18 protein-coding genes (1 of these 18 only partly in view) are annotated in these 25,379 nt (G+C 33.3%); 7 read left to right on the forward strand and 11 right to left on the reverse strand.

Annotated features, from left to right (window positions below; translation table 11 throughout):
- From crtI to IPK88_02145, 3 genes are all read right to left on the reverse strand, one after another.
- Positions 1–520: the 5' end (the start) of a phytoene desaturase gene (gene crtI / locus IPK88_02135; GenBank protein MBK8242197.1), read on the reverse strand. Its footprint begins 962 nt before the window's first position; only the first 520 of its 1,482 coding nucleotides appear in the window; it begins with the start codon at positions 518–520; the stop codon falls past the left edge of the window.
- A gap of 116 nt (positions 521–636) precedes the next feature.
- Positions 637–3,018 (reverse strand): 30S ribosomal protein S1, encoded by a 2,382-nt coding sequence (gene rpsA / locus IPK88_02140; protein MBK8242198.1) that lies wholly within the window; start codon positions 3,016–3,018, stop codon positions 637–639.
- 432 nt (positions 3,019–3,450) lie between these two features.
- Positions 3,451–4,674 (reverse strand): MFS transporter, encoded by a 1,224-nt coding sequence (locus IPK88_02145; protein ID MBK8242199.1) that lies wholly within the window; start codon positions 4,672–4,674, stop codon positions 3,451–3,453.
- A gap of 120 nt (positions 4,675–4,794) precedes the next feature.
- Here IPK88_02145 and IPK88_02150 point away from each other — a divergent pair, with 120 nt between their 5' ends.
- From IPK88_02150 to IPK88_02160, 3 genes are all read left to right on the forward strand, one after another.
- Entirely contained in the window at positions 4,795–6,267 is a 1,473-nt protein-coding gene (locus tag IPK88_02150) for a sodium:solute symporter (GenBank protein ID MBK8242200.1), read from the forward strand.
- Entirely contained in the window at positions 6,268–7,086 is an 819-nt protein-coding gene (gene murQ, locus IPK88_02155; protein ID MBK8242201.1) for an N-acetylmuramic acid 6-phosphate etherase, read from the forward strand.
- A gap of 126 nt (positions 7,087–7,212) precedes the next feature.
- Complete coding sequence (locus tag IPK88_02160; protein MBK8242202.1) at positions 7,213–8,322, forward strand: hypothetical protein; 1,110 nt, start codon at positions 7,213–7,215, stop codon at positions 8,320–8,322.
- Between the two features lie 176 nt (positions 8,323–8,498).
- Here IPK88_02160 and IPK88_02165 read toward each other — a convergent pair whose 3' ends face one another.
- The 6 genes from IPK88_02165 to rlmB form a co-directional block, all read right to left on the reverse strand.
- Complete coding sequence (locus tag IPK88_02165) at positions 8,499–10,088, reverse strand: hypothetical protein (GenBank protein ID MBK8242203.1); 1,590 nt, start codon at positions 10,086–10,088, stop codon at positions 8,499–8,501.
- Between the two features lie 390 nt (positions 10,089–10,478).
- On the reverse strand, positions 10,479–12,068 hold the full coding sequence (locus tag IPK88_02170; protein MBK8242204.1) for a hypothetical protein: 1,590 nt from the start codon (positions 12,066–12,068) through the stop codon (positions 10,479–10,481).
- A 65-nt stretch (positions 12,069–12,133) separates the two neighbouring features.
- Positions 12,134–14,533: an immune inhibitor A gene (locus IPK88_02175; GenBank protein ID MBK8242205.1), complete on the reverse strand. Its 2,400-nt coding sequence runs from the start codon at positions 14,531–14,533 to the stop codon at positions 12,134–12,136.
- Between the two features lie 223 nt (positions 14,534–14,756).
- Positions 14,757–15,275: a gamma carbonic anhydrase family protein gene (locus tag IPK88_02180; protein MBK8242206.1), complete on the reverse strand. Its 519-nt coding sequence runs from the start codon at positions 15,273–15,275 to the stop codon at positions 14,757–14,759.
- A 4-nt stretch (positions 15,276–15,279) separates the two neighbouring features.
- Positions 15,280–16,137 carry a TraB/GumN family protein gene (locus tag IPK88_02185; GenBank protein ID MBK8242207.1) on the reverse strand — a complete coding sequence of 286 codons (858 nt, stop codon included), beginning with the start codon at positions 16,135–16,137 and terminating at the stop codon, positions 15,280–15,282.
- Positions 16,138–16,171: 34 nt separating this feature from the next.
- Positions 16,172–16,921: a 23S rRNA (guanosine(2251)-2'-O)-methyltransferase RlmB gene (rlmB, locus tag IPK88_02190; GenBank protein MBK8242208.1), complete on the reverse strand. Its 750-nt coding sequence runs from the start codon at positions 16,919–16,921 to the stop codon at positions 16,172–16,174.
- A 50-nt stretch (positions 16,922–16,971) separates the two neighbouring features.
- Here rlmB and IPK88_02195 point away from each other — a divergent pair, with 50 nt between their 5' ends.
- The 4 genes from IPK88_02195 to IPK88_02210 all read left to right on the forward strand — a co-directional run bounded on the left by IPK88_02195 (position 16,972) and on the right by IPK88_02210 (position 23,718).
- Entirely contained in the window at positions 16,972–20,508 is a 3,537-nt protein-coding gene (locus tag IPK88_02195; GenBank protein ID MBK8242209.1) for a M36 family metallopeptidase, read from the forward strand.
- Positions 20,509–20,620: 112 nt separating this feature from the next.
- Positions 20,621–21,901 (forward strand): aminotransferase class V-fold PLP-dependent enzyme, encoded by a 1,281-nt coding sequence (locus IPK88_02200; GenBank protein MBK8242210.1) that lies wholly within the window; start codon positions 20,621–20,623, stop codon positions 21,899–21,901.
- Positions 21,902–22,061: 160 nt separating this feature from the next.
- Entirely contained in the window at positions 22,062–23,093 is a 1,032-nt protein-coding gene (galE, locus tag IPK88_02205; protein ID MBK8242211.1) for a UDP-glucose 4-epimerase GalE, read from the forward strand.
- A complete protein-coding gene (locus IPK88_02210; GenBank protein MBK8242212.1) occupies positions 23,083–23,718 on the forward strand; it encodes a hypothetical protein in 636 nt (211 codons plus the stop codon). Before galE ends, IPK88_02210 begins: the two co-directional genes overlap by 11 nt.
- 578 nt (positions 23,719–24,296) lie before the next feature.
- Here the strand turns inward: IPK88_02210 and IPK88_02215 are convergent.
- The gene (locus IPK88_02215; protein ID MBK8242213.1) at positions 24,297–24,848 is read right to left on the reverse strand and encodes a metal-dependent hydrolase; all 552 of its coding nucleotides are present in this window, start codon (positions 24,846–24,848) and stop codon (positions 24,297–24,299) included.
- A gap of 171 nt (positions 24,849–25,019) precedes the next feature.
- Positions 25,020–25,358 (reverse strand): single-stranded DNA-binding protein, encoded by a 339-nt coding sequence (locus tag IPK88_02220; protein ID MBK8242214.1) that lies wholly within the window; start codon positions 25,356–25,358, stop codon positions 25,020–25,022.
- Positions 25,359–25,379 lie beyond the last annotated feature (21 nt).

The following is a 25,379-nucleotide window of genomic DNA, read 5'->3' on the forward strand; positions in this document are numbered from 1 at the left end:
AGGCTTCAATAGATGTTATCAATTGTAATTTAATCGCGTTTTTAATAATTTTCCAATTCAGATATTCTCTTACATTCGATGCAGGTTTCCTTACGAATTGGTTCATTCCGATTTCATATTTTATCTTCGCATCTTTCAAGAATTTTTCTAAAAATAGAGAACTCCCAGGTTCCAAATCTTCAAATATACGATTGATTTGTTCCATCTGAGCAGGTGCATCAATGAGTCCTTCCTTAAAAAACATTCTATAAGAAGGATCCAATCGGATTAATTCAAAATAATCCTTTGTACTTTTTCCAAATTCATTAAAAAAAGTTTCGAATATTTCTGGCATCCAATACCAACTCGGCCCCATATCATAGGTAAATCCACCTTCGGTAAAAGATCTTCCTCTTCCTCCAGGACTTTCGTTTTTTTCAAATATTTCAACGTGAAATCCAGCATGCGCCAATTCAATAGCTGCTGCCATACCTGCAATGCCGGATCCTATGATTCCAATTTTACGGTTAGAACTATTCATTCAGAAACAAAACACAGGTAAAATTATTTTGTTTAACCTTTTATAAAAAAGACTAAACAAAAAAGGCCCTTGGAATTAACCAAGAGCCTTCATATGATTTTTAGCTAAAAAGAGTTCTAAGCTTTTCCGCCTTTTAATGAATCTTGTAATACTTTTAATTCATCCATTTTACCTTCAAAAGCCAATCTTGCTTGTTGTGGCCAAGTGCTAGGATCATGCATTCTATATCTTGAGCCAGCATTATCCAAAACGGTTTGAATCTTAGATATTTCAGCATTTGCTAATTCTTCAAATGTGTTAATTCCATCAGCATTCAATAATTCTGCGATTTTTGGCCCAATACCTTCAATAATTTTTAGATCATCTCCAGTAGTTGACTTAGCTTTCGCTTTTGCTTTAGGTTTTACTTCAGCTTCCGATTCAGATGTCTCAAAAAGTTCATTTTTTGGAGTTTTTTCTGTCGCTTCAACTTTAATTTCCGCAGGTGCTGCGTTAGCTTTAGCCTCTGCTTTAGCATCTAATTTGGCTTTAGCTGATTCCTGAAGTTGCTCTTTTAATTGACTAAAACCTTCAATTTCTCCTAAAGTACTCATCTCAACTTTAGTTTGAATTTTTTCAACAGCTTTCTTAGTAACCTGACGTTCTACATCTTTCTCTTTTTTAACATTATCATCTGCTTCTTTACGGATATCTTCAAGATATCTGGTGTGGGAAACGATAATTTTCTTCTCCTCTCTGTTGAATTCGATAACCTTTACTGTAAGTGTTTCATCAACTGAAGCATTCAGATTGTTTTCCTTTTTCATGAATTTTACAGGAGCATAAGCTTCCAATCCATATGGTAATTGAACAGTGAATCCTCTGTCATCTTTTCTTAACACAGTAGCTTCATGGTAAGAGCCTTCAGGGAATATACTCTCAAAGGTATCCCATGGATTTTCTTCCAATTGCTTATGTCCTAAGGACAACTTACGATTTTCAAGATCTATATCAGTAATTAATACATCCAAATTCTGGCCTACTTTCGTATATTCAGATGGATGATTATATCGTTTTGTCCAAGACAAATCAGAAATGTGTACCATTCCACCAATGCCTTCACTTAATTCAACAAATACACCATAAGGAGTAAGATTTTTAACAACTCCGGTATGACGAGTTCCGACAGAGAAATTCTGCTGAACATGTGTCCAAGGATCTTCAACCAATTGTTTCAAACTTAAAGACATCTTTCGTTCCTCACGATCTATTGTTCCAACCTTAGCTTCAAACTCTTGACCTAAGAAGAAGAAATCTTTTGCATTAATTGGTTGACTGTTCCAGTTTACTTCAGACACGTGAATTAATCCTTCTACGCCCGGATAAATCTCCAAGAAAGCTCCGTAGTCTTCAATGTTAACAATCTTTCCTTTGACCGTGGATCCTTCAACGATATCAGCTGGGATGACATCCCAAGGATGAGGTTGAAGTTGCTTTAAACCCAATGAAATACGTTTTTTGTTTTCATCAAAATCCAATACAACGACATTGATTTTTTGATTTTTCTCTAAAACTTCTGAAGGATGACTAATTCTACCCCATGAAATATCAGTGATATATAATAAACCATCTACACCTCCTAAGTCTAAGAATGCACCGAAATCCGTAATATTCTTAACAGTTCCTTCTAATACTTGACCTTTCTCTAATCCAGAAATAATTTGTTCTCTTTGTTCTTGTAAATCGCCTTCAATCAATGCTTTATGGGAAACAACAGCATTCTTAATGGTTTCATTGATTTTAACCACCTTAAATTCCATCGTCTTTCCAACGTATGCATCATAATCTACAATTGGTTTTATATCAATTTGTGAACCAGGTAAGAATGTTTCCAAACCGTTACAGTCCACAATCAAACCACCTTTAGTTTTACTAATAACGTTACCTTTTATAATGGTACCATTTTTATAAGAATCTACTAATATCTCCCAAGCTCTTAATAGCTTAGCTTTCTTACGTGATAAAACTAAATGTCCTTGCTCATCTTCTGTGCGTTCAACATAAATCTCAACCAAATCGCCTGGTTTCAAATCCAAATCTCTAAACTCAGATAATGGAATTAAACCATCAGATTTAAATCGAATATCAAATACTACATCACTTCCAACAATACTTGCAACTTTTCCTTGTAATACCTGACCTTCATGTATAGAATTAAAGGTACTGTCATATTCAGCCAATAAGCGCTTAGTCTCTTCAGGTGAATAATTAACTGCATTTCTATTTGTTATAGTCCAATCAAATTCATCATGTGGGCCGGAATAATCATCGGCTTCAACCAAAGTTTCTAAAGCAATTTCCTCTTCAAGTAATACGCCAACTTCTTCTTCTTTATCGATTACTACAGGGATGTCCGGGGATTCGAGGATCTCAATTTCACCTGGAAGGTCTGTTATAAGATCATCTTCTGGTGTTAAATCTGGTGTTAAATCTGGTGTTAAATCTTTTTCGTCCAACATTTTGGCAATTTTTATAGGTTAAGAAATAATTTTTGCGGCGCGAAGATACTACAAAAAATCGTACTCAATGGCACTTTTCAATGATCTTAACCAATTAATTCATGCCAATAAACATAAAATAAAATTTGTAAATGTATAATTTATTTAAAATCAAATATTTACAAAAATCATTGAACATTTTTTAAATGCGCTTTCTAAGAAACATTTAAATTACAATATTTAGTAAAAATGAATCAAGGGTCAAAGTGGCACTTTCTAGTTTAAAGTAAGATGCAGTTATTAGAGCATTACATGTTCAGTATCAATATTTTAATGAAGATGTTTTGTATTGGCATCTGCATCACTTTTTTCCACTTTTTAGAAATAAGCAATTCCAAGAAACATTGAATCTCAGAAAAATATGCTTCCACATTTAACCTCTTCAATGTGGACTTAAACCAGTGATTTAAGATCAATTCTGGACTCGTTTTGCTTTAAATAATAATAACCTAAAGCTGTGAATATACTCATTATAAAAATAACCCACCAAAGTATGTGAAACCCATAATGATCTGCAATTAATCCACCAAAACTTGGCCCCAGAATATGCGCTGCACTGTATGAAACCGTGTAAAGAGCGGCATATTGTCCTCTATTCGATTCATTGGATCTATTAAGCCAAAAACTCATCATAAATGGCATTGATAATATTTCTCCTATTGTAATAATGATTGATGCAATAACTGCAATCAGAAAAGGATTAATGGGAAACAAATTAAATAGAATATATGAAAAACCCACTATTAGAGTACCCAATATAATGTAATTGAGTTCGTTGGTTTTTTTAGAAATTTTTGTAATAATAACCATTTCAAATAAGGCAATAAGCAATCCATTCAGTGCCATGGTTAATCCAATCTGTCTCTCTGATAGCAATAATTCTCTTTTAAGATATAACGGCAAGGTCGTAAACACTTGAAAAAAACAAATTGCAAAAAGCAAACTTAAAAAAATAAAAATCATGTAAGCTTTATCCTTGTATGCTGAAACAAATAAAGTCGTTTGGGTCTTTGGCAGTTCCTTTACAATTGGTCTGTTCTTTAAAAAAAACAATACAATAAAAGCAGCAAATAAATTCGTCCAACCATCAACCCAAAATAAATATTGATAATTAAAGGACGCTATCAATCCTCCTATACTTGCGCCAATAGCCCAACCTAAATTTACAGAAAGTCGCACCAATGAAGAACTTCGGGTTCGAGTTTCAGCATTGCTAAATGCACCAATCGCAGTCATCCCGGCAGGTCGAAAAGCTTCATTGATCATTGCCAAAACAAAGGTCATCACACAAATCCAAGTATAATCATGCAATAAGCCTAAAACAAAAAACGAAAACCCACCAAAGGTTAATGTACCCAACATCACAGGATAATATCCGAACTTATCTGTGAGTTTTCCACCTGCAAGAGCTCCTAAAATCGATCCTACACCAAAACAGGTCAATACAAATCCTGCTTGTGTTATACTCACACCCTGGCTTTGAGTCATGTACATGGTCATAAATGGAACCACCATAGTCCCACTTCTATTAATTAATTGTACCAACGAGAGCAACCAAACAGAAGGATTCAATCCTGTAAAGGCATTCTTATAAAGATGTAATACTGAAGCTAACATAAAGAAAAGATCCGTCAGAATAATGTGGAATTAACGCTCATTTAATCCGATGGTTTAAATAGATTCAGCATTTAACTTGTCACTTAACTCAAAATTTATACTTTTACATAAAGATTCTACATGTCACAGCCTTTACAGTTATTGTTGTTGATGATTGGGTACTTCTTATTACTCATTGTTATTTCCTTTCTGACATCAAAAGATAATTCTAATGAAAATTTCTTTACTGCAAAGAAAAGTTCACCTTGGTACTTGGTTGCTTTCGGAATGATTGGTTCATCATTATCAGGTGTGACATTCATCAGTATACCTGGTGTAGTGGGCGCTGGTGGAGCCAATCAAAATTTATCATACATGCAAATGGTGTGGGGATATCTCATTGGATATATGATTATTGCAAATGTATTGATGCCCATATATTATCGATATAATGTAATATCAATTTATGAATTTTTAGATAAGAGACTTGGCTTAAGTTCCTACAAAACAGGTGCTGCTTTTTTTATCCTTTCACGAACAGTGGGGTCATCTTTTAGAATGTATATCGTAGCCTTGGTAATGCATCAGTTTATATTTTCACATTATGGCATTCCATTTTGGATCACTGTTTTAATTTCAATTTTTTTAATTTGGGTTTATACATTTAGAGGTGGCATTAAAACGATTATTTTCACGGATGCCTTTCAAACGATTTGCATGTTGGGTTCATTAATTTTGACCATCTTCTTTTTAAGTGAACAACTTGACGTTAGTATTTTTGGTTATTTTGAAAAAGTTTTATCCTCTGATTATGGTAAGATTTTTTATTTTGATGCTGCCTGGAGTGACCCAAACAATTTTTTCAAACAAGTCATTGGTGGTATGTTGATAGCATTAGTTATGACCGGTTTAGATCAAGATATGATGCAAAAAAATTTGACTTGCAAAAATCTCAAAGAAGCGCAATTGAATATGTTTAGTTTTTCGATGTTGCTCTTTTTTGTCAATCTGGCATTTCTATGTTTAGGCGCAGGTCTTTATTTATTTGTTCAACAACAAGGCATTGCGTTACCACCAAAATCTGATCAGTTATTTCCAATGATAGCATTCAATTATTTAAGTGGGGCCGGGGCAATACTGTTCCTTCTTGGACTAACGGCATCCAATTATGCAAGTGCTGATTCTGCATTGGCGTCATTGACTACATCATTTTGTGTGGATTTTTTAAATTTTTCAAAAAATACATGGACTGAACAGAAAAAGAAATTCATCCGAACTTGTGTGCATCTTGGATTTTCATTCAGCCTATTTTTTGTTATTGTAATTTTCTATTGGCTCAATGACGATGCTGTCATAAATAAGGTTTTTCAGTTCGCCGGTTATACCTATGGCCCCATATTAGGACTATTTGCTTTCGCTATTGGAACTAACAGAAAATTAATTTACGCTTTATGGGTTCCTATTATTTGTATGGCATCAGTTCTATTATCTTATATCGTAAATATGCATTCTAAGGAATGGTTAAATGGCTTTACCTTTGGCACGTTATTAGTCGCCTTCAATGGATTAATTACATTCATTGGATTAATGCTAATATCAAAAAATCAGAATTGAGTGAGTTTTAAAAAAATTACAGAATCAGAATCACTACATCATCAACTGGAAAAAAAATCAGTTCTTGAGCTTCTCCAATTAATGAATGAAGAAGATCAAAAGGTCCCCATTGCAATAAGATCATGCACACCTCAAATTGAGGCATTCATACAATACCTGATTCCACAAATGAAATTGGGTGGCAGATTGTTTTTTATAGGAGCAGGCACCAGCGGAAGATTAGGAGTAATCGATGCTTCAGAATGTCCTCCTACTTTTGGTATTCCTGATGATTGGATTATCGGAATTATTGCTGGAGGCGATGGGGCTATTCGTAAAGCTGTAGAATTTGCTGAAGATCATATAGATCAAGCTTGGAAAGATTTAACAGAATACCAGATCGAATCATTAGATACAGTAGTAGGTATAGCTGCAAGTGGTACAACACCCTACGTTATTCATGGGTTAAAAAAGTGTCAGGAAAAGAAAATTACCACTGCATGCATTACCTGTAATCCAAATAGTCCGATAACTGAATATTCAGATTTTAAAATAGAATGTGAAGTGGGGCCGGAATTTATAACAGGTAGTACCCGTCTGAAGTCAGGAACAGCTCAAAAATTAATTTTAAATATGATCACAACCTGTACGATGATAGGATTAGGTCGAGTTGTCGACAATAAAATGGTTGATATGCAATTAACCAACGACAAACTGATTGATCGTGGCGTTAAAATGATACTAAATCATAGAAACATGGATTATGAGGCTGCTAAACATTTGTTACTACAATCAGGAAGCGTTAGAAAAGCTATCCATGCTTTACATGAAATAGAATAACTTTCAATCAATAATTATAACCTACTTTATCCAAAATCCTTAAGCCGACAAATAACATTTTGATTTAATTTCAATTATGCATATATTTGTATTCATTGGCTCATTTGAATAACTTAAAAATAATAAATGTTTAATAAATCTAGCTTTTATACAATAAGAACAATTGGCCTGATGATATGCTATTTCATCTTATCATTTAGCTTCATTCGATCACAATCTATTACCCACAAAATTAGTGATAATTATAAATTGGTTTCTTCTCTGACAGATAGTATGAATCAATATACCCAATGGTATTTCAATGGAAAAATAGATACTATACTGTTTTTAACACAAAAAGAAAATTTTAATAATCAGATATTTAACTTAATAGTTGCCAATAGTGATTTGATGTATCAACTCATAGATTCTATTAATCAGGATAATTATCCTAAACCCATAGAAGAATTGATGGATACTACATTGATCATAGAATCAGACTATCCTACACAAGAGTCAACTGGTTCAGAAATAATGGATACCTTATCCGATTCTTCATTTCAAACACCTTACCCGGAAATACCTCAACGATCCAGAACATTTTCTCCAATGAACATTGCTGGAAAAGTCATGACGATGAATTCTGGTAAACGAACTACGCTCCACTTACAATTTGGGATGTATTTTAATAATTGGAATCAATCGACTTTACTACGAGGCAATCACCCTATAAAAATCAATATGTGGAAATCATTTAATTTATTCGGAGATTTATCTCTTATTTGGAAAACTCATCTTGGCAAGCCGAATAATCCATTAAACATATATTATGGCTTGGGTTTTGACAATAGACAATTTACGATGAAATATAATTTTAGTAATGTTATTCGGAATGAAATATCAACACCTCTTGACACAATATCTTATGATCAAATAAGACTTAAAGGTAACTATTTCAACATCCCATTAGGAATAGAATTGAAGGTAAAGAAAACTAGAATTTCCATTGGAACTTATTTCGGCTTCCGAATAAAACAAACAAGATATGGATGGTACCAACAATACGATCAAGATATTAAAATTAAGATAAAAGATAATTATGGCCTTAACCAAAATAATTATGGTTTAAGTCTTTCATTAGGAAAAAAAAGAACGGCTTTATCAATTAATTATGACTTGTCAAAATTAATAGATAATCAAAATATGTATCAAATTGAATTTCACCCTTGGAGAATGGGGCTGGTAATAAAATTATAATAACTAAAGTAATATTAGAAGATAAATAGTAATTCACTTAATGAGTTGCAAATAGGTGTAATTTGGCAAAAAACCAAAATACCATGTAATCGATACAAATATCAACTTAAAAAGGATCGTTATAACCAATCTATTAAAACAATCTAAAAATCGTATCCCACCATCCGCAATTCATCTCAATCTTTTATGGTTATCAGTAATGGCTTATAGCCTCCTCGTTTAATGTCAGCTCGACCAATAAATTGATTTCCATTTATAGCATTAAATTGAGCAGGATATATCATTAAATCTTCATCATGAGTATCAAAAAGTAAATCCTTAGAAACATTTCCTTGAAGATCAATTTTTGATAATATGATTTGGCCTCCATAACCATCAAAATATCTTTTTGGAACTTCATCCTCTGATAATTCTAAATTTTTCTTATGATCCAGATAGAGGAAATAATATCCCTTTGCGTCATTAATTAATTTATAACCTAGGGTACCTTGAGGTCTATCGTAACTAACTTGATATTTTGGAATTTTCCTCATCCACTCAAACTTCCCACTAGAATTAATTCTAGCGCCGTAGATATTTTGATAATAATATTGGTAGGTCGTATGTGGAAGACCTTTAGAATCAACATAGGTATTCACAATAATTTCAAATTCTTCAAATCCCATAAATAGGCTACCGTCTTGGTTCACTAGTATATTTCTAACTTCCAAATTTGGTATCTCATAATCTAATTTTCTTTCCATGCTTCTTTTATATCTCCCTGATTCATATTTTTTCATTTCATCCAATGGAAATTCATAATACCCATTTTTATACTTATTAATGATACCCGATGTATCCAATAATGCCAGAAAAACACCATCTGTAGTTTTAGATTTTGCTTTTTTACTATAAGTACAAGCGATAACCATTTCATGTAATGAATTTTCAATAATTGCGGCCTTTTGAATAAAAAAATCCCCAATATTCACAACTGTATGTGTCAAATCTCGTTTTCCTTTAGAAAATTTTAAGACTTCAAAATGGTATAAAGGTTTGCCCGTTTCGTTGTCCTTCTCCTTCCTTCTATCTGAATCAAAAACCTTAGCCAGCAGATATGCATTTCCCTTGGCGTCAATTGAAAAATCTATGTTATCCATTACAGCTTCTGTATAAGGCATCTTAAACTCACCACTCCAAACTTTATTCATTGCTGTATCAAACACCTGTAATCCAATCTTATCAAAATTCTTCTTATCACTTTTTTCTTCAGGAACCAATCTGTAATTCACCAACAAAAAATTCTTACCAGCATCAAAATTAAAGTTATATTTAAAATCAACTTTATATCTAATTACATTTCCCGAAATTTTAGTTGCAGAAAACAACTTTTTATTACTTACTACAAGTTTTCCAGAAGAAACATCGATTTTATCATAGTACAATATTTCTCTTTCAGAATCTTTATCCCAATCACTGTGCAACCAATAATAATTTAATCCTAGATCAGCTACCAATTCACTGTTGAAATTCTTTGTATATTCTGGAAGTTCAATAGTTTTGGCTTTGGTTTGCACCAAAGTGTGTGGATCAAATCTAAACATAAACAGTTCATCTTTCTTCAAAGACAAATTAACTATACCGTCCGTCTCATTACCAAAAAATGCAAGATTTTCAGTTTTTCTTGGTAAGACATACTCTGAACCTAATTTAAAAGAAAATTTAGAACTTTGGCTGAAAGACAAATTGCAGCTCATTAATACTATAACCACTATAACTTTATTCATAATATTATTTTAACTTGTGAAAGAGATTATGCATTTAAACGAAAGAAGCTTCCAACAAGCCTCTGACCTATTTAACTAACACATTTAAAAGCTAAAAAGTTGTTAAATAATTACGTACCTAATTTAGTTTATCCAGAAAAGATTTTACACAAACATTTAATTACTGCCTTGGATCTTCTAATTTGTCAATTACATAATTATAAAACAAATAACTTAATCACAAGTTGAAATATTAATCTTTTATTTAAATCTAAATAAAGTTTCTATCTAATCTTTTATCTTCACTAATTATTAATCTCATAATGAATGTCCACAACTCAATGTCTAAAGTATTCCAATGTCTTCTTTATAAAATTCAGGAATAATGAAACTTTACATTTTGAATGGATATTATTCTTTCCGGGTTATCAATAATGGTTTAAACCCACCACCTTTCATTTCAGCACGCCCAATAAACTGATTCGAATTGATAGCATTAAACAATGTAGGATAAAATATAATATCTTCATCTCGGACATCAAAAAGTAAATCCTTAGTAACATTTCCCTGAAGATCTATTTTGGATACAACAACCTGCCCTCCATGCATATCAATATGTGTTTTGGGTTTTTCATCCACATCTAAATTCATATTTTTCTTATGATCTAGATAAAGAAAATAATACCCACTGGAATCTGCGATCAATTTATAGCTCATTGATCCCCACATAGATACATAACTTAATTGAGCTTTTGGAATTTTTCGCATCCAGTCAAATTTTCCATTGGAATTGATTCTAGCACCATAAATATTGTCATAACGATATTGATATGTATAACGCCTGCCAACATTAGATGGTGGATTTTCAGTTATATTGATTTCGAATTCTTCAAATCCTAAAAACAGGCTTCCATCTTGATTCACAATTATCTTTCTTGCAACTAAATTAGGCAATTCATAATCTGATCTTCTTTCCATTCTTCGTTTCGCTCTGGCTGATTCATATTTTGTCATTTCTTCTAAAGGAAATTCATAGTATCCATTTTTATACTTTTTAATATTTCCTGCTGTATCGACCATAGCTAGAAAAACACCATCTGTAGTATTAGATTTTGCTTTTTTACTATACGTACTAGCTATAATCATATCATGAGTTGTACTTTCAATGATTACTGTCTGATGAATAAAATAATCCCCAACCTCTATGATTGTTCTTGAAAAGTCACTTCTGCCCTTTGAAAATTTAAATACTTCATAATGATATGCTGGTTTACCTGTTGCCCTATCTTTCTCTCGCCGGTCTTCCGAATCAAACACTTTGGCTAACAGATAGGCATTGCCTTTCGAGTCAATTGAAAAATCATTATTATCCATAACAGCTTCTGTATAAGGCAATCGAAATTCAGAACCCCATACTTTATTCATGTCAGCATCAAATACTTGTAATCCAATTTTATCAAAATTTTTCCTATCATTTTTCTCTTCAGGTACCAATCTGTAATTAACCAACATATATTTTCTATCTGCATCAAAGTTAAAATTGTACTTGCCTATAATTTTTACTAATATTGAAGCTCCTGCTACTTTAGTGGTTGAGAATAATTTTTTATTCAAAATCGATATTTTTCCAGTTTTTAAATCGATTTTATCCGCATATAAACTTTCTTTCTCATTATCTTTATCCCAGTCACTATGTAACCAATAATAGTTCAATCCGATATCATATATTCCTTCATGGTTAAAATTTCTAGTGCGCTCTGGTAAAGCTATCGATATCGTTTTAGTTTGCTCTAAAGTTTTCGGATCAAACTTATTAATGAATAGTTCATCTTTTTTAAGAGAAAAATTCATTATTCCATCAGTTTCATTTCCAAAAAAACCAATATTGGAGGTATGACGTGGTAATAAATACTCCGGACCTAACACAAATGTAAATTTTGGACTTTGGCTATGCGAAATACCAAAACACAACATCATAAAAAATAAAATAATCCCTTTCATAAAATTAATTTAATATATAAATAAGCGAAATAAAATTACTCAATAAAAAATATAAACACTTTCTACTATTTAATAAAAATTTTAGATCCTTTAATATTCTGATTACTTATTGTAATAATATAAACACCTTTATTTAAAGTTGAAATATCTATGGATTCGTTCAATTTAATTAATGATTTCGGTTTAACTATAGACCCTAAATAATTCTTAATCTCAAATTGTATATCCTCCGTACACTCTATGTTCATCTGAACTCGAATTTCATCTTGCGCAGGATTGGGAATGATTACCATTTCATTTGAAAAATGGATATCGCTAACACTCACTACTTTAAAAGTATCCAATGTTTCAAGCAACATATCATCAAAATAAAATCCATCCGCTGTAAACTCTGCATTACTTACTAACTTAAATCTTATATTTATTTTCTTTCCTATAAAATCGTTCAAGTCAATGATTTCCTTAACCCAGACAGGATTGCTTCCATCCCAAAGGGGTTCATCCAACTGTTGATCAACAGATCCAGGATGGGTGTACAATCCACACATATTAACCCATTGATTCGTTCCTTCCTCCGCTACTTGCATAACTGTAAAATCCTGATCCAAATCCCATCTGGCATAAAAACTTAATTGGGCTTTAAAACTTTTTGTTAGATCAATTTTTTTGTTCAGCGAAATGATATTGTCAGCATTATTTTTATACAATCCATTGGGACTATCTGTTATTGATGCTGGAGGTGTATAATAAATTGATTTTGAATTACCCCATGTGCCCGGAGGAATAGTCCAGTCGTTGAGTGTATTGGTATTGAATTGATCAATAAAAATATTTGTGTTAGCATCAAAATATTGTATTGAAATGGTATCAACAAAATCATAGAAACCATTATTTATTTTAAGTAAATATCGCAAAGTTTCGCCATTTTTTATTTTTGAATTCAAAGTATAACTAATACTATCATTGCGTTCTTTCGTCAATCCAACTTGATTATAAACCTTAGAATTACCTATATTTTGAATCTTAAGATCCAAAGACTGTATTGAAACAGTATAGTTGTTTCCACTTGGAATACCTAAAGGAGCTACATGATAATGAAAGTAACCGGACAAAGTGTTGATATATTCTTTTTGTGTATTGGTTAATTTTATTTGACCTAGAAGTTGTTGAGCGCACCTCAAGTTAGGTATTACGTTTTCATTACAAAGAGGCGTTATTCTCGTTTTAGCTGGATAGAAACCGTCAATTGAGGTACCTGCTTCAGGTGACATAGCATATATAATATTCTTAGACGATTGTTGACCATACATCCAATCATCACTACTTCCATTGACTACATAGCCTACCGTTTGATTTGCTGTACCATAATCATAATGATTGAATTCAGTCATGTGTTTTGCAGTCTCTATAAAAATTTGAGCATCCGGAGTAAGAAAAGATGGAATATAGCCCCATGGATAAATTAATAAATTACTATAGGTATGGTAATTTATAGCAAATTGAAATTGGTGCTGCTCGCAAAATAATTTAACTGCCTGAGTTTCTGGCTCACTAAATCCATGTGTCCCACGATATACTTCTGAAGATGGATTGGGACTGCTACCATTATTATCATATCCAAATTCGTAATCATAATTCCTGTTTAAATCAACTCCACGAGTCCCATCTACATTTAATCTTCTATTCTTTCTCCAAAACCCACCACCATTTGGACTAATGGTTTGATCATGTATATATCCATCCGGATTAACAAGAGGGATAAAATATAATTCTGTATTATTAATCAAATATTGAATGGCCGGATCTGAATTGTAATTTTCCAATAAATACCACATATAATAAATGAGGATGGATAATCCTCCTGGTTCTCTGGCATGATGTACGGCAGTATATAACATTTCAGGTTTATCGACTTGGTCTACTTTTGGTTTATTAGAAATTCTAATCCAATAGATGGGTCTGCCTTCTATGCTTTGGAAAGATTCAATTGGTTTTTTAATGGATATTAAGTGAGGATATAATAGAGCCATACTATCCAAAATATCCAACATCTCTTGATATTTAAAAAATCCGGCAAAATTTCCAAGACGCCAATGTTTAGGATCTTGAATTTTAGGATTCTCAAATTCGTTAGGCTTACACTTATTATCCGAAGGTGGAGGTGATTGGGACTCAAACGTGTTTCTTTGAATATAAAACTGAGCAGCATCTGCAATTAAGACATCGAATTGAAATCCCTGATTTTTAATTATCTTGATTTCACTTTCAGAAAACTCTCCAATAAAATACTGATCCTTTTGATATTGTCCATGATCTATGGCTACACCTAATTGGGCGAGCGCAATGATCGAGTGCTCCTTAAGGTCAAGCTTAATTTTTATTCTAGAATATTTTTCTTGCTGTTGAGCTTGAATACTAATAACAATACTGAATATTAATGAAACACAAAAGACCGTTATTTTCATTGATAATTATTTAATTTACTTTAAATGGAATCAAGAATTCATTTTGCAAAAATTACAGAAAAGAATTAGAAATCATTTAAATGAAACATGAAACACCTATCAAATATAATGATATTTCTAAAATTCCTGAATTAATAAGTTAGAATGAATTGAATTGATACTAGAAGTACCAGAAATTAGAGGTAGAGGTCACTTTAAGTATTGACAACTCCAAATATCCCAATTACTTTTCCTGAAACCAGGATGCGTACATTTGATAATTAGCAGCAGTTCTGTTGATATAAAATTGAATATTTTCAGGATCTATTTTTTTTAATTTTTTAGCCGGAATGCCCCCATAAATATATCCTGATTCGAGGTGTGAATGTTCTAATACTATTGCTCCGGCCGCCACAATTACATGTTCTTCAATGATCGCATGATCCATAATAATAGCACCCATTCCGATGAGAACGCGAGACTTTATTTCACATCCATGAATGATGGCTTTATGACCAATACTAACTTGATCGCCAATTGTTGTTATTGATTTTTCATAGGTACAATGAATGATTGCACCATCCTGAATATTAACTTGATTCCCAATTCGAATCGAATTGACATCCCCTCGAACCACCGCTTGAAACCATACGCTGCAATCATTGCCCATGATAACATCTCCTATAATTGTTGCATTATCTGCCAGGTATATATTTTCACCAAACTGGGGTGTAAATCCTCGAACCGTTTTTATCAATGCCATCTTGCTATTTTAAAACAGGTTCTACCGTATAACCAGCATTTCTCAATAATTGAATTACCCCTTGCTGACCCGCCAGATGACCTGCGCCTACTGCAAAAAAACAAGGTTCTTCAATCATGACCTTAGACATAATAGTTATCCAGTTACTGTTCCGATTATTGACCATCAAATCCATATAAGGATTTAAACTTTGATCTTTGTCATTGATGGTTTCAATCATCTGATTGATATTTTGCGATGTGTAAGCTTTGGTTAAGATTTTCAATTCATCCGATTCGCCGGTGCTTGATTTGAGTCCTTCCACCAACATCGCTGCCTGCGCACCATAAGGAATACTATCAAATATTGAAATTTGAAATTCAATAGATTCCAATCCTTTAGTCGGTATTTTTAAAGATTTAGCCATTTCTACAAATTCCATTTCATAGGATTTCATCTGCCCGCCTTCCAACCCATCTGGGCTCATCATAGGAGAAGACATTGCATTTAAAAACATAGGTTTCATTTTTTCAAAAAAAACCATAGGCAATCCCATTTCTTCAAAATGTTTTGTGACCAATGTCATATCTTCTTTAGATAATAAATCAGACAGGGTAGTATCATTTTGCATAAATAATTTATTCATAATTGGCATCAGGGCAGACATGTCTTCCATATCATCCATGTCTATTTCCAAATACAAAGATTTTGTAGTTGCCAAGGCCTCTTTAGTTCCATTTGGTAGAAAATAATCTGAAGTAGGAATTAAATGCATCGTTCCAAAAAGATAGGAAGCCTGCTGCAATTTAGTGCCTGTAATTTTCCATAGTAAAGCATTCTCAAGCGTCTTCTGTGCAATTGCAGTAGACAACGACTGAAACATGATTAAAAATGTAAGTATCCTGTTGATCATTATATTATTTTTTTTGATTGTTCTGTTTCATCCATTCATAGAAAAAAATACCTGCGGAAACTGAAACATTTAATGAATTTATTTTTCCAATTTGTGGGATTTTAACATGCTGGTCTAAAGTATTTTTAATATCATATGAGATGCCTTCTCCTTCAGAACCAAAAACCATTACACAAGGCTCGGTCATATCCAATTGTTCAATAGTTTGTTCAGCTTTTTCATCCGCGCCTATTACAACAAATCCTTGAGCTTTTAGTTCTTTAATGGTATGAAGAAGATTGTTTTCTTTGCATACAGGAATTTGCAATAAAGCACCCGCAGAACTTTTAATAGCCTCATAATTTACGGGTGCACTATTTTTATTTCCAATAATGATACCGCCTAATCCAAATATTTCAGCAGATCTTGCTATGGCACCAAAATTATGAACATCCGTAATTCCATCCAGTAATGCAAGAGCAGGGTGTTGACCTTGTTCATAGATATGAGTAACGAGATCCATAGTTTTGTAGAATTGGATAGGGCTAATGGATGCTAAAACTCCTTGATGATTGGATCTATTTAATCGATCCAGTTTAGATTTAGGGACCACCAGAACGGAAATCTTTTGTGCCCTTATCAACTTTAATAATTCTTTAAGTGTCTCATTATCAAGAGTATCACTTAGATATACTTTTTGAATTCTTTTTCCGGCAGCTATTCCTTCCTTTAAAGCGTTCTTTCCAATAAGCCATTCATTATTTTGTTCCATCATGTATTTCAAATATTTAATATCTTTATCAGTTCAAATTAAAAACCACATTAATGAAAAAATCAATATTTTACCTATTGCTAATCAGCACTTTATTTTGGAGCCAATCTGGCTTTTCCCAATCACAAATAGCTATAGATCAAGGACTTAGATTTATTCAAGGTCAACAATCGAATTGGAATTTATCCATTTCAGACCTTAAAGATCTAACAGTTTCTGATATTTACACTGATGATCATAATGGCGTTACGCACATTTATTATCTTCAACAATTTCAAGGCATCCCAATTTTTAATGCCATAACCTCTGTACATATTGCTCCCAATGGTCAGATTTATGACAGTCCATCAAGATTTTATGCCAATATTAAATCTAAAGTCAACGCGAGCAAACCTAAAATTGATGCATTAAAGGCTTTGACCCTTTTACTCAATCATTATGAAGTCAATAATGCTATATTACCTAATCCTAAATTAAGGTCCAATGCAAATAAGACTTATTTTGAAAAAACTAACTTTACCGATTCAGACATACCGGTTAAATTAATGTATGTTCCAATGCCTGATGGAAGTTTGAAATTGGCTTGGGATTTAACCATGGATCTTATAGATCGACCGGATGTCTGGAGTACAAGAGTTGATGCGCTGACTGGGGTTGTAATAGATCAACAAAATTTAACCATTTCGTGCTCCTTTGGGAATCATTCAAAAAATAGCACTGCTAAACACGATTGTGAGTCTCATTCGAGCTCAATTTTAGAAAACAATAAAACATTACTGGTTAAACCATCAGCCAGTGTTTATAATGTTATTCCATTTCCAGTAGAAAGTCCCCTACATGGTTCCAGAAAACTGGTTTCAGATCCTGCTATACTTTCTGCTTCGCCCTATGGATGGCATGATGTAAATGCACAGGCAGGTGCAGAATTTACTATAACTAGAGGAAATAATGTGTATGCTTATCTCGATAAAGATGCGAATAATACACCTGATGCCATTACTGCAGATGGTGGTGCTGGACTGAATTTTGATTTTCCATTTAATACAAATGACGAACCCAACACTTATGCGAAAGCAGCATTAACGAATTTATTTTATGTAAATAATATGGTCCATGATGTATTGTACGGTTTTGGATTTAATGAAAAATCTGGATCATTCCAAGTCAACAATTACGGCAAAGGCGGTATTGGAAATGACGCTGTATTAGCTGAAGCTCAAGATGGAAGTGGATCAAATAATGCCAATTTTGCAACACCTTCTGATGGATCTAGTGGTCGTATGCAAATGTATTTATGGACTGCTTCCTTATCAGAAGTACAGATCGTCGCACCTAAAGCATTAGAAGGTTATTTATCTGCCAATAGAGCTTCTTTCGGAGTAGCTCCCACCACAACACCCATTACTGCAAAAGTGGTGTGGAGTGATGATGGAACTTTTGCCAGCGCTAGAAAAGGCTGTAAAGATGCCCAAAAAACAGCTAATTGCAAAGGTAATATCGTAGCAGTTGATCGAGGAGATTGTGATTTCAGTGAAAAAGCTTATTTCGCTCAAAAAGCTGGTGCAGTTGCTTTACTCATTTTTGGATTTAGCGAAGAAAATATCGCTCCGGGTGCCGGAAATCTAGCAGCTAATGTTACGATTCCCGTTTATTATCTCAGAAAATCAGTTGTTGATAAATTCCGGGATAGTGTCGGAATAAATTTGACCATCACCATTCAAAAACCAGTGGATAATACGGCTGGTCCAGATTCTTTGGATGGCGATTTTGACAATGGAATTATTGCTCATGAATATGGACATGGCATTTCAAATCGATTAACCGGAGGACCAGCACAATCTAATTGCCTCGGCAATGCAGAACAAATGGGTGAAGGCTGGAGTGATTTTATGTCATTAATTCTGACCGCAAAACCAGGTGATAAAAAAACAGATGTTAAAGGTATAGGCAATTATGCCACCAGTGGTCCTCTCGATGGAATTGGTATTCGTAGACGTCCATATACTACAGATATGAAGGTGAATGAGTTTACTTATAAAGATATCGATACTGAAACTCACAATCTTGGAGAAGTATGGACCGTAATGTTGTGGGATTTATATTGGGCTTTGTGCGATAAATATGGCTATGATCCGGACTTCAATAATAAAACAGCAGGAAATAATATCTGCATTCAATTGGTGATGGATGGTATGAAACTTCAACCATGCAGTCCTGGATTTGTAGATGGCCGCAATGCCATATTGAAGGCAGATTCTATCAATAATAATAAAGCTAATACATGTCTTATTTGGGAAGTTTTCGCCAGACGTGGATTGGGATATTATGCTAAACAAGGGTCATCCAATTTTGTAGGTGATGAAGTTGAAGATTTCGAAAGCTTGCCAATATGCGTCAATGACCTAAAAATTTATAAAAAAGCAGATTTTCTAGTCAAAGCTGGTAGCAATATTAGCTACACGCTAGAAATAAGAAATTTAAGAGATGCCGTAGCAAATAATGTTGTCCTAGAAGATGAAATTCCAAATGGCTGTACCTATGTCAATGGATCAGCATCAATAACACCTACATCGGTAAGTTCAGACAAAGTTCGCTGGGAATTTGCTTCGATGAAAGAATTAGAATCAAAAACTATTACTTACAAATTAAATACGTCATCATCCAATTTTTCAAATACCCTTTGGTATGATAATTTAGAATCTTCAAATGTTGAAGATCTATATGATAATAGTGGTGTTAGAAAAGGAAATGGTGTATGGATTTTAGGCCCTGGATTCGGTGTAGATAATTCAACTTGTTGGTTGGCTGAATCAAGCGGTACAGAAGCACGCGATTATAATATTAATAATATTACACCTATTAAATTAACCGGAAATAATCCTGCATTCTTATTTTTCCAAAAATTTAATACACAAAAAGCCATTGACGGTGGTTTTATCGAATTATCGAATGATGGATTGTTTTGGGAATTACTTCCTGAATCTGATTATTTACTCAATGGAGTGAACAGCAATTTGAATTATTCAACTTTCGCAATTCCATTATTGAAAGGATTTTCAGGATTTACTTCAGAATTTATTCCTACCGTTTTCGATCTTACTAAGCATGCAAATAAAGATCTTTACGTTCGTTTCAGATTTGGGAATGATGCAACTATTGAATCTACCAATCCAGGATTAAAAGGTTGGAGTATTGACAATTTAGAAGCCATTAACCCTGTATTTTATAATGGACAGGCCTGTGTCACATCAGCACTTGGGGATAATAACTGTGTCTCTTTGCCAGGAAAAGGAACTTTAGTTGATTCTAAAAAAGTGGTTAGCACTCAGGACCAAAATAAAACCGAAGCGGATTTATTGGTGTACCCTAATCCGGCTCAATCGGAATTTACTGTTCTTGTTCCTAATGATTTTGAATTACAAAAAATCAATATCCATTCAGCTACGGGTACATTGTTGAAAACGATTAACTTAGATCACCAAAACCAATCTGTAGTTAAATGTTCTGCAAAGGATTTAGCAAAAGGTGTAATCCTGATAGAAGCTATTGGATCACAAAAAATTCTGACATCCAAATTGATTTTGAAATAAGTCAAAAATTAAAATATATATATCGAAAGCCCGTTTCGCTAAAATGAAATGGGCTTTTGTTTTTTAATGCAATAAAAAAACCTACCTTCATCCTAAGTTAATATCAAAATTTATGAAAAGAAGATCTTTATTAACAGCCATTGGAGCATCAAGTTTGGGAATCTTAAACCCTTCCGGTTTATTACAAGCTGCAACAAAACAATACCAACATGCTCTGGATGATCTGAACCTGTTACACGCAAAAGATGATGATGATTTCTGGCAACAAATAAGACAGGCTTATTCCGTGTCACCTACCCTGATTAATCTTAATAATGGTGGTGTTAGTCCCGCTCCAAGAGTAGTCCAGGAAGCAGTAGATTATTACAATCGTCTTTGTAATGAAGCACCATCCTATTATATGTGGCGAATACTAGATGCCGGGCGTGAACCCCTGCGCCAAAAAATGGCAGATCTCGCCGGAACCAGTCCCGATGAATTAGCATTTAACCGCAATTCTTCTGAATCGCTTGAAACCGTAATCTTTGGTTTGAGATTGAAAGCTGGTGATGAAATTGTATTAACCAAACAAGATTATCCCAATATGATCAATGCGTGGAAACAACGTGAAAAAAGAGATGGGCTGGTACTTAAATGGATTAGTTTTGATTTTCCAATAGAAAACAAAGAACAAATTGTTTCAAAATTTGCTGATGCATTCACTTCCAAAACTAAAGTAGTTCATATCACCCATATGATCAATTGGAATGGCCAACTTTTACCAGCAAAAGAAATCGCACAAGAAGCTCATAAAAGAGATATTGAGGTGCTGGTTGATGGGGCTCACTCTTTTGCACATATACCATACAAAATAAGTGATTTGGATTGTGATTATTTCGGAACCAGTTTACATAAATGGATGAGTGCACCCATAGGCAGTGGTTTGCTTTATGTTAAAAAAGAAAAAATCAAAAACCTCTACCCTTTCTTAGCATCCGCAGATCCTGAAAGTACCGACATCAGAAAATTTGAAAGTCTTGGAACGAGATCATTTCCAATAGAACAAGCTATAGCTCATGCCATTGATTTTTATAATATGATTGGTACCGAACGAAAATTTAAACGCTTACAATACTTAAAAGAATATTGGGTAAATAAAGTCAAAACGCATCCTAAAGTTAATATTCATTGTCCCATGTCACCTGACTGGGGTGGTGCTTTAGGTATGGTCAGTGTAACTGGTAAAAAACCAGAAGAGCTTTCTGAATATCTTTTCACACAATATAAAATTCATACGGTTTCCATAGACTGGGAAAACATTCATGGTGTGCGAATTACACCTAATGTCTATACAATGACTAAAGAATTGGACAAATTGGTAAAAGGAATTTTGGAATTTGCTGATAAGGCCTAGAAATTTCTTATTTTTTTTATTAAAATAAATTGTCCGAATTGTAATAAAAGACCTTATGAAAGCTTCGCATATAGTAAAACACTAAATAAATGATTGATGAGATATTTGTCATTCATAGTTTAATGGATATTGATTGTAGCCAATAAAAAAAATACAATGCATGAATAAAATTATTGTTACTGGTGGATGCGGATATATAGGAAGTCATACCATAGTTGAATTAATTCAAGCTGGATATGAAGTGGTCAGTGTAGATAATTTAATTAATTCTGATGAATCCGTTTTATTGAGTATTGAAAAAATAACGGGCGTAAAAGTTAAAAATTACAATCTGGATCTTTCAGATTCAAGTTCTATAGATTATTTAGTTCAACATGAAGATCAAATTCTGGGTATTATCCATTTTGCTGCATTAAAAGCTGTAGGAGATTCTGTAAAATATCCGCTCAGATATTATCATAATAATGTATCAAGTCTAATGAATGTTCTTCATTGGATTGAATTAAAAAACATTCCGAACCTCATCTTCTCTTCATCATGTACCGTCTATGGTGAAACTGAAAAATTACCAGTCGATGAATCAGCATCTTTCAAAGAGACGTCTTCACCTTATGGTAAAACAAAACAAATGTGTGAAGAAATTATCCTTGATACATACTCTTCTTGGAATAATAAACAAGCTATTTCATTGCGCTATTTCAATCCTGCAGGAGCGCATCATAGCCACTTAATTGGCGAATCTCCAATCAATGCTCCACAAAATTTAGTTCCCGTAATTACCGAAACCGCCATGGGTAAAAGATCTGCAATGACCGTATTTGGTACAGATTACAATACACGTGACGGATCTTGTATCAGGGATTATATCCATGTTATGGATTTAGCTGAGGCGCATGTGTTAGCTTTACAATATCTCATCACAGGAAAACAACAATCAAAAGTAGATGCCTATAATCTGGGTATCGGGGAAGGGGTCTCTGTACTGGAAGCCATTCATGCTTTTGAACTTGTTAGTGGGATGAAATTAAATTATAAGTTAGGCGAAAAACGTCCCGGTGATTTGCCCGCTATATATGCCGATTTGAATAAAGCAAAAACGAATTTACTTTGGTCTCCAAAAAAAACCATGGATGATATTATGTTAGATGCCTGGCTATGGGAGCAAAAAAGAAATTTGAACCATGACCAATAATGGAATCTATTTGATTTGCATTGTTGTTTTTACGTTTTGCAGTCAAAGATGTTCCATAACTCATAATTCTAGACAAAAAAATTCAACAAATCCATGCTATGAAGATTGCCTTTTGGCTGATCGGTATAAATATTCCAAAGTTTATTTTCCAATTTATACCAGGAAAAACCCAAATGACGTCTTCGTTCGGCAAGTTAGTATCCCTGTATCATTGGAATCTTCAGCTTGGGTAAAAAAACTGGATAAAAATTGTCAATCCCCAAATCCGAATGATTGCATGATTTGGCGAAGTGAAAAAATGCCACCTTTGGCAAAATACTTCTACATTGTAACGGATACCCTAAAGTGTAAAGACTTTAAACAAACGATAGTGAAAGTGAATCCAGTCCTCGTCGAAAGTCGTGGTTATCTAAAAAAATTGGAAGTATTTTGCCCTGAAGATTTGAATCCAAAAATGATCTCCAACATTCAACAAAAGTTGACTGATTTTGGATATTATAATAACGAGATTAATGGTTTAATCACCGATGACCTTTTAAATTCATTATCCATATTTCAACACGAAAATCAATTACCAATAGGCCATTTTGATCTAGAAACTATAAAAACCTTATTGAAGAATTGACACATTGTGTTAGAATACTAAGGCATTCATTTTAAATCAGAAATCCTTTCCTAGTTCAAGAAAGTTGGGACATGCACAGGTATTTTGCAAATTAAATTCAAGTAATATGAGATTTTAATGGTTGTCATAAAAATTTGGAACGGCCTTAAGATGAACGAACCATAAGACATAGAGATGTCTTATGGTGAAGTGAACCTAAATAATTGGCGAAGTCCTCGAAGCCAATTATTTAGGCATGGAGGAAGTTACAATGCAATCAAATTGTAAAAATTCAAAACTGTTTGAGCTCAACAAAATGCTAATATATAAGAACATGAATGCGAGCTGAGCAAGTGTGAAATCAAGCAAAAGAAAAAAGGCAAATGGCGAGATTTTTGAATTTAGGTTTCATGGAATCATTTTAGGCTTAGACCTTACAGCCTAGAATTTTTGGTTCTTTTTTTTCATGAAAAAAGAACAAAACATTGATCCTAGGAACGTATATTTATAACAGCAAGAGAATGTTAAACTACTAAAATTACTTTTTTAATACTTAATTATTATTTGCATAGTGCAAAAAGTTCTGAAGATTATCTCTATCAATCTAAATTATCGATCGATTTTAATCTCCACAACCAAGATGCTAGCCCAGTAAATATACTAATGCCACCAATAAAGATTAGTTCTGCCTTTAGGATATACCAACCAGCCTCAGTCAACAAAACATCAAATCCGAAAGGTGAAACAGGAATAGGTCTATAATTAAAAAAGATTCGCTCATTCGAAAATGGAATAAAAAATCCTACACCCTTTCCACCATCAGTCATCGCATCAAATACACCATGACTCATGGTACACATAAAAAACATATAAATGATAAAAATAAATACAGCCCTGTCATTTTTATAATCTCTATAAAATACCCAAGCAATCAACCATGCAAATAATACTGCAAATAAAATGGAATGTGTAAATCCACGATGCCCCCACATAGAACCATACTTTATTCCAAAACTAAATCCAATGACATCGATATCGGGTATCATAGCACACATCATGGCCAATAACATGGTCTTAAGTATTTCTCCCCTGAAAGGTCTTAAAGGAGTCAAGGATAATCCGAATAGGGCGTGACCAAGGATGGTAGGCATAACAAAAATATTTTAAAGCTTTTTAGCTTTTATAAGATAAATGTATACTCTTTTATTCAAATATAATATAAATAATCTCCACCAATAAAACACAAATAAAAAATTCAAGCTTACCTTATCTCGGTAAGCCTGAATATTAGGGCAACTCAAAGCATTAAAAAAACTAATACACTATGCATCTTTGGTTAATTTGACAATTTCGCTTACGATGATTTCTGAGATGTATTTGGTAACACCAGATTTATCTTCATAGCTGCGATTCGAAATACGGCCTTTAATAATTACCTCATGGCCTTTCTTAAGGTATTTTTCCATAAATTCTGCTTTTGCATCCCATGCTACTAGATTGTGCCATTGGGTTTCCGTAACTTTATCACCATTATTTGATTTGTAAGATTCATTCGTTGCGATCGTCGCTCGGGTTATTTTTTTACCTTTTTCTAAGGTGGTCATTTCTGGATCCTTACCTAAGTTTCCAATGAGTTGTACAGAATTTCTTAAAGAGTTCATAAAATTAAAATTTAAACGTGA

Origin of the sequence: Candidatus Defluviibacterium haderslevense, from assembly GCA_016712225.1 — a bacterium.
Lineage (GTDB): Bacteria > Bacteroidota > Bacteroidia > Chitinophagales > Saprospiraceae > Vicinibacter > Vicinibacter haderslevensis.

Bases quoted from the DNA above. Each gene is read 5' to 3' on its own strand.
- IPK88_02175 (MBK8242205.1), bottom strand. From the start codon at position 14,533: ATGAAAATAACGGTCTTTTGTGTTTCATTAATATTCAGTATTGTTATT.
- IPK88_02160 (MBK8242202.1), top strand. From the start codon at position 7,213: ATGTTTAATAAATCTAGCTTTTATACAATAAGAACAATTGGCCTGATG.
- IPK88_02145 (MBK8242199.1), bottom strand. From the start codon at position 4,674: ATGTTAGCTTCAGTATTACATCTTTATAAGAATGCCTTTACAGGATTG.
- IPK88_02165 (MBK8242203.1), bottom strand. From the start codon at position 10,088: ATGAATAAAGTTATAGTGGTTATAGTATTAATGAGCTGCAATTTGTCT.
- IPK88_02150 (MBK8242200.1), top strand. From the start codon at position 4,795: ATGTCACAGCCTTTACAGTTATTGTTGTTGATGATTGGGTACTTCTTA.
- galE (MBK8242211.1), top strand. From the start codon at position 22,062: ATGAATAAAATTATTGTTACTGGTGGATGCGGATATATAGGAAGTCAT.
- IPK88_02215 (MBK8242213.1), bottom strand. From the start codon at position 24,848: ATGCCTACCATCCTTGGTCACGCCCTATTCGGATTATCCTTGACTCCT.
- IPK88_02210 (MBK8242212.1), top strand. From the start codon at position 23,083: ATGACCAATAATGGAATCTATTTGATTTGCATTGTTGTTTTTACGTTT.
- IPK88_02185 (MBK8242207.1), bottom strand. From the start codon at position 16,137: ATGTTTCAGTCGTTGTCTACTGCAATTGCACAGAAGACGCTTGAGAAT.
- IPK88_02170 (MBK8242204.1), bottom strand. From the start codon at position 12,068: ATGAAAGGGATTATTTTATTTTTTATGATGTTGTGTTTTGGTATTTCG.
- IPK88_02220 (MBK8242214.1), bottom strand. From the start codon at position 25,358: ATGAACTCTTTAAGAAATTCTGTACAACTCATTGGAAACTTAGGTAAG.
- rlmB (MBK8242208.1), bottom strand. From the start codon at position 16,921: ATGATGGAACAAAATAATGAATGGCTTATTGGAAAGAACGCTTTAAAG.
- rpsA (MBK8242198.1), bottom strand. From the start codon at position 3,018: ATGTTGGACGAAAAAGATTTAACACCAGATTTAACACCAGATTTAACA.
- IPK88_02180 (MBK8242206.1), bottom strand. From the start codon at position 15,275: ATGGCATTGATAAAAACGGTTCGAGGATTTACACCCCAGTTTGGTGAA.
- IPK88_02200 (MBK8242210.1), top strand. From the start codon at position 20,621: ATGAAAAGAAGATCTTTATTAACAGCCATTGGAGCATCAAGTTTGGGA.
- IPK88_02195 (MBK8242209.1), top strand. From the start codon at position 16,972: ATGAAAAAATCAATATTTTACCTATTGCTAATCAGCACTTTATTTTGG.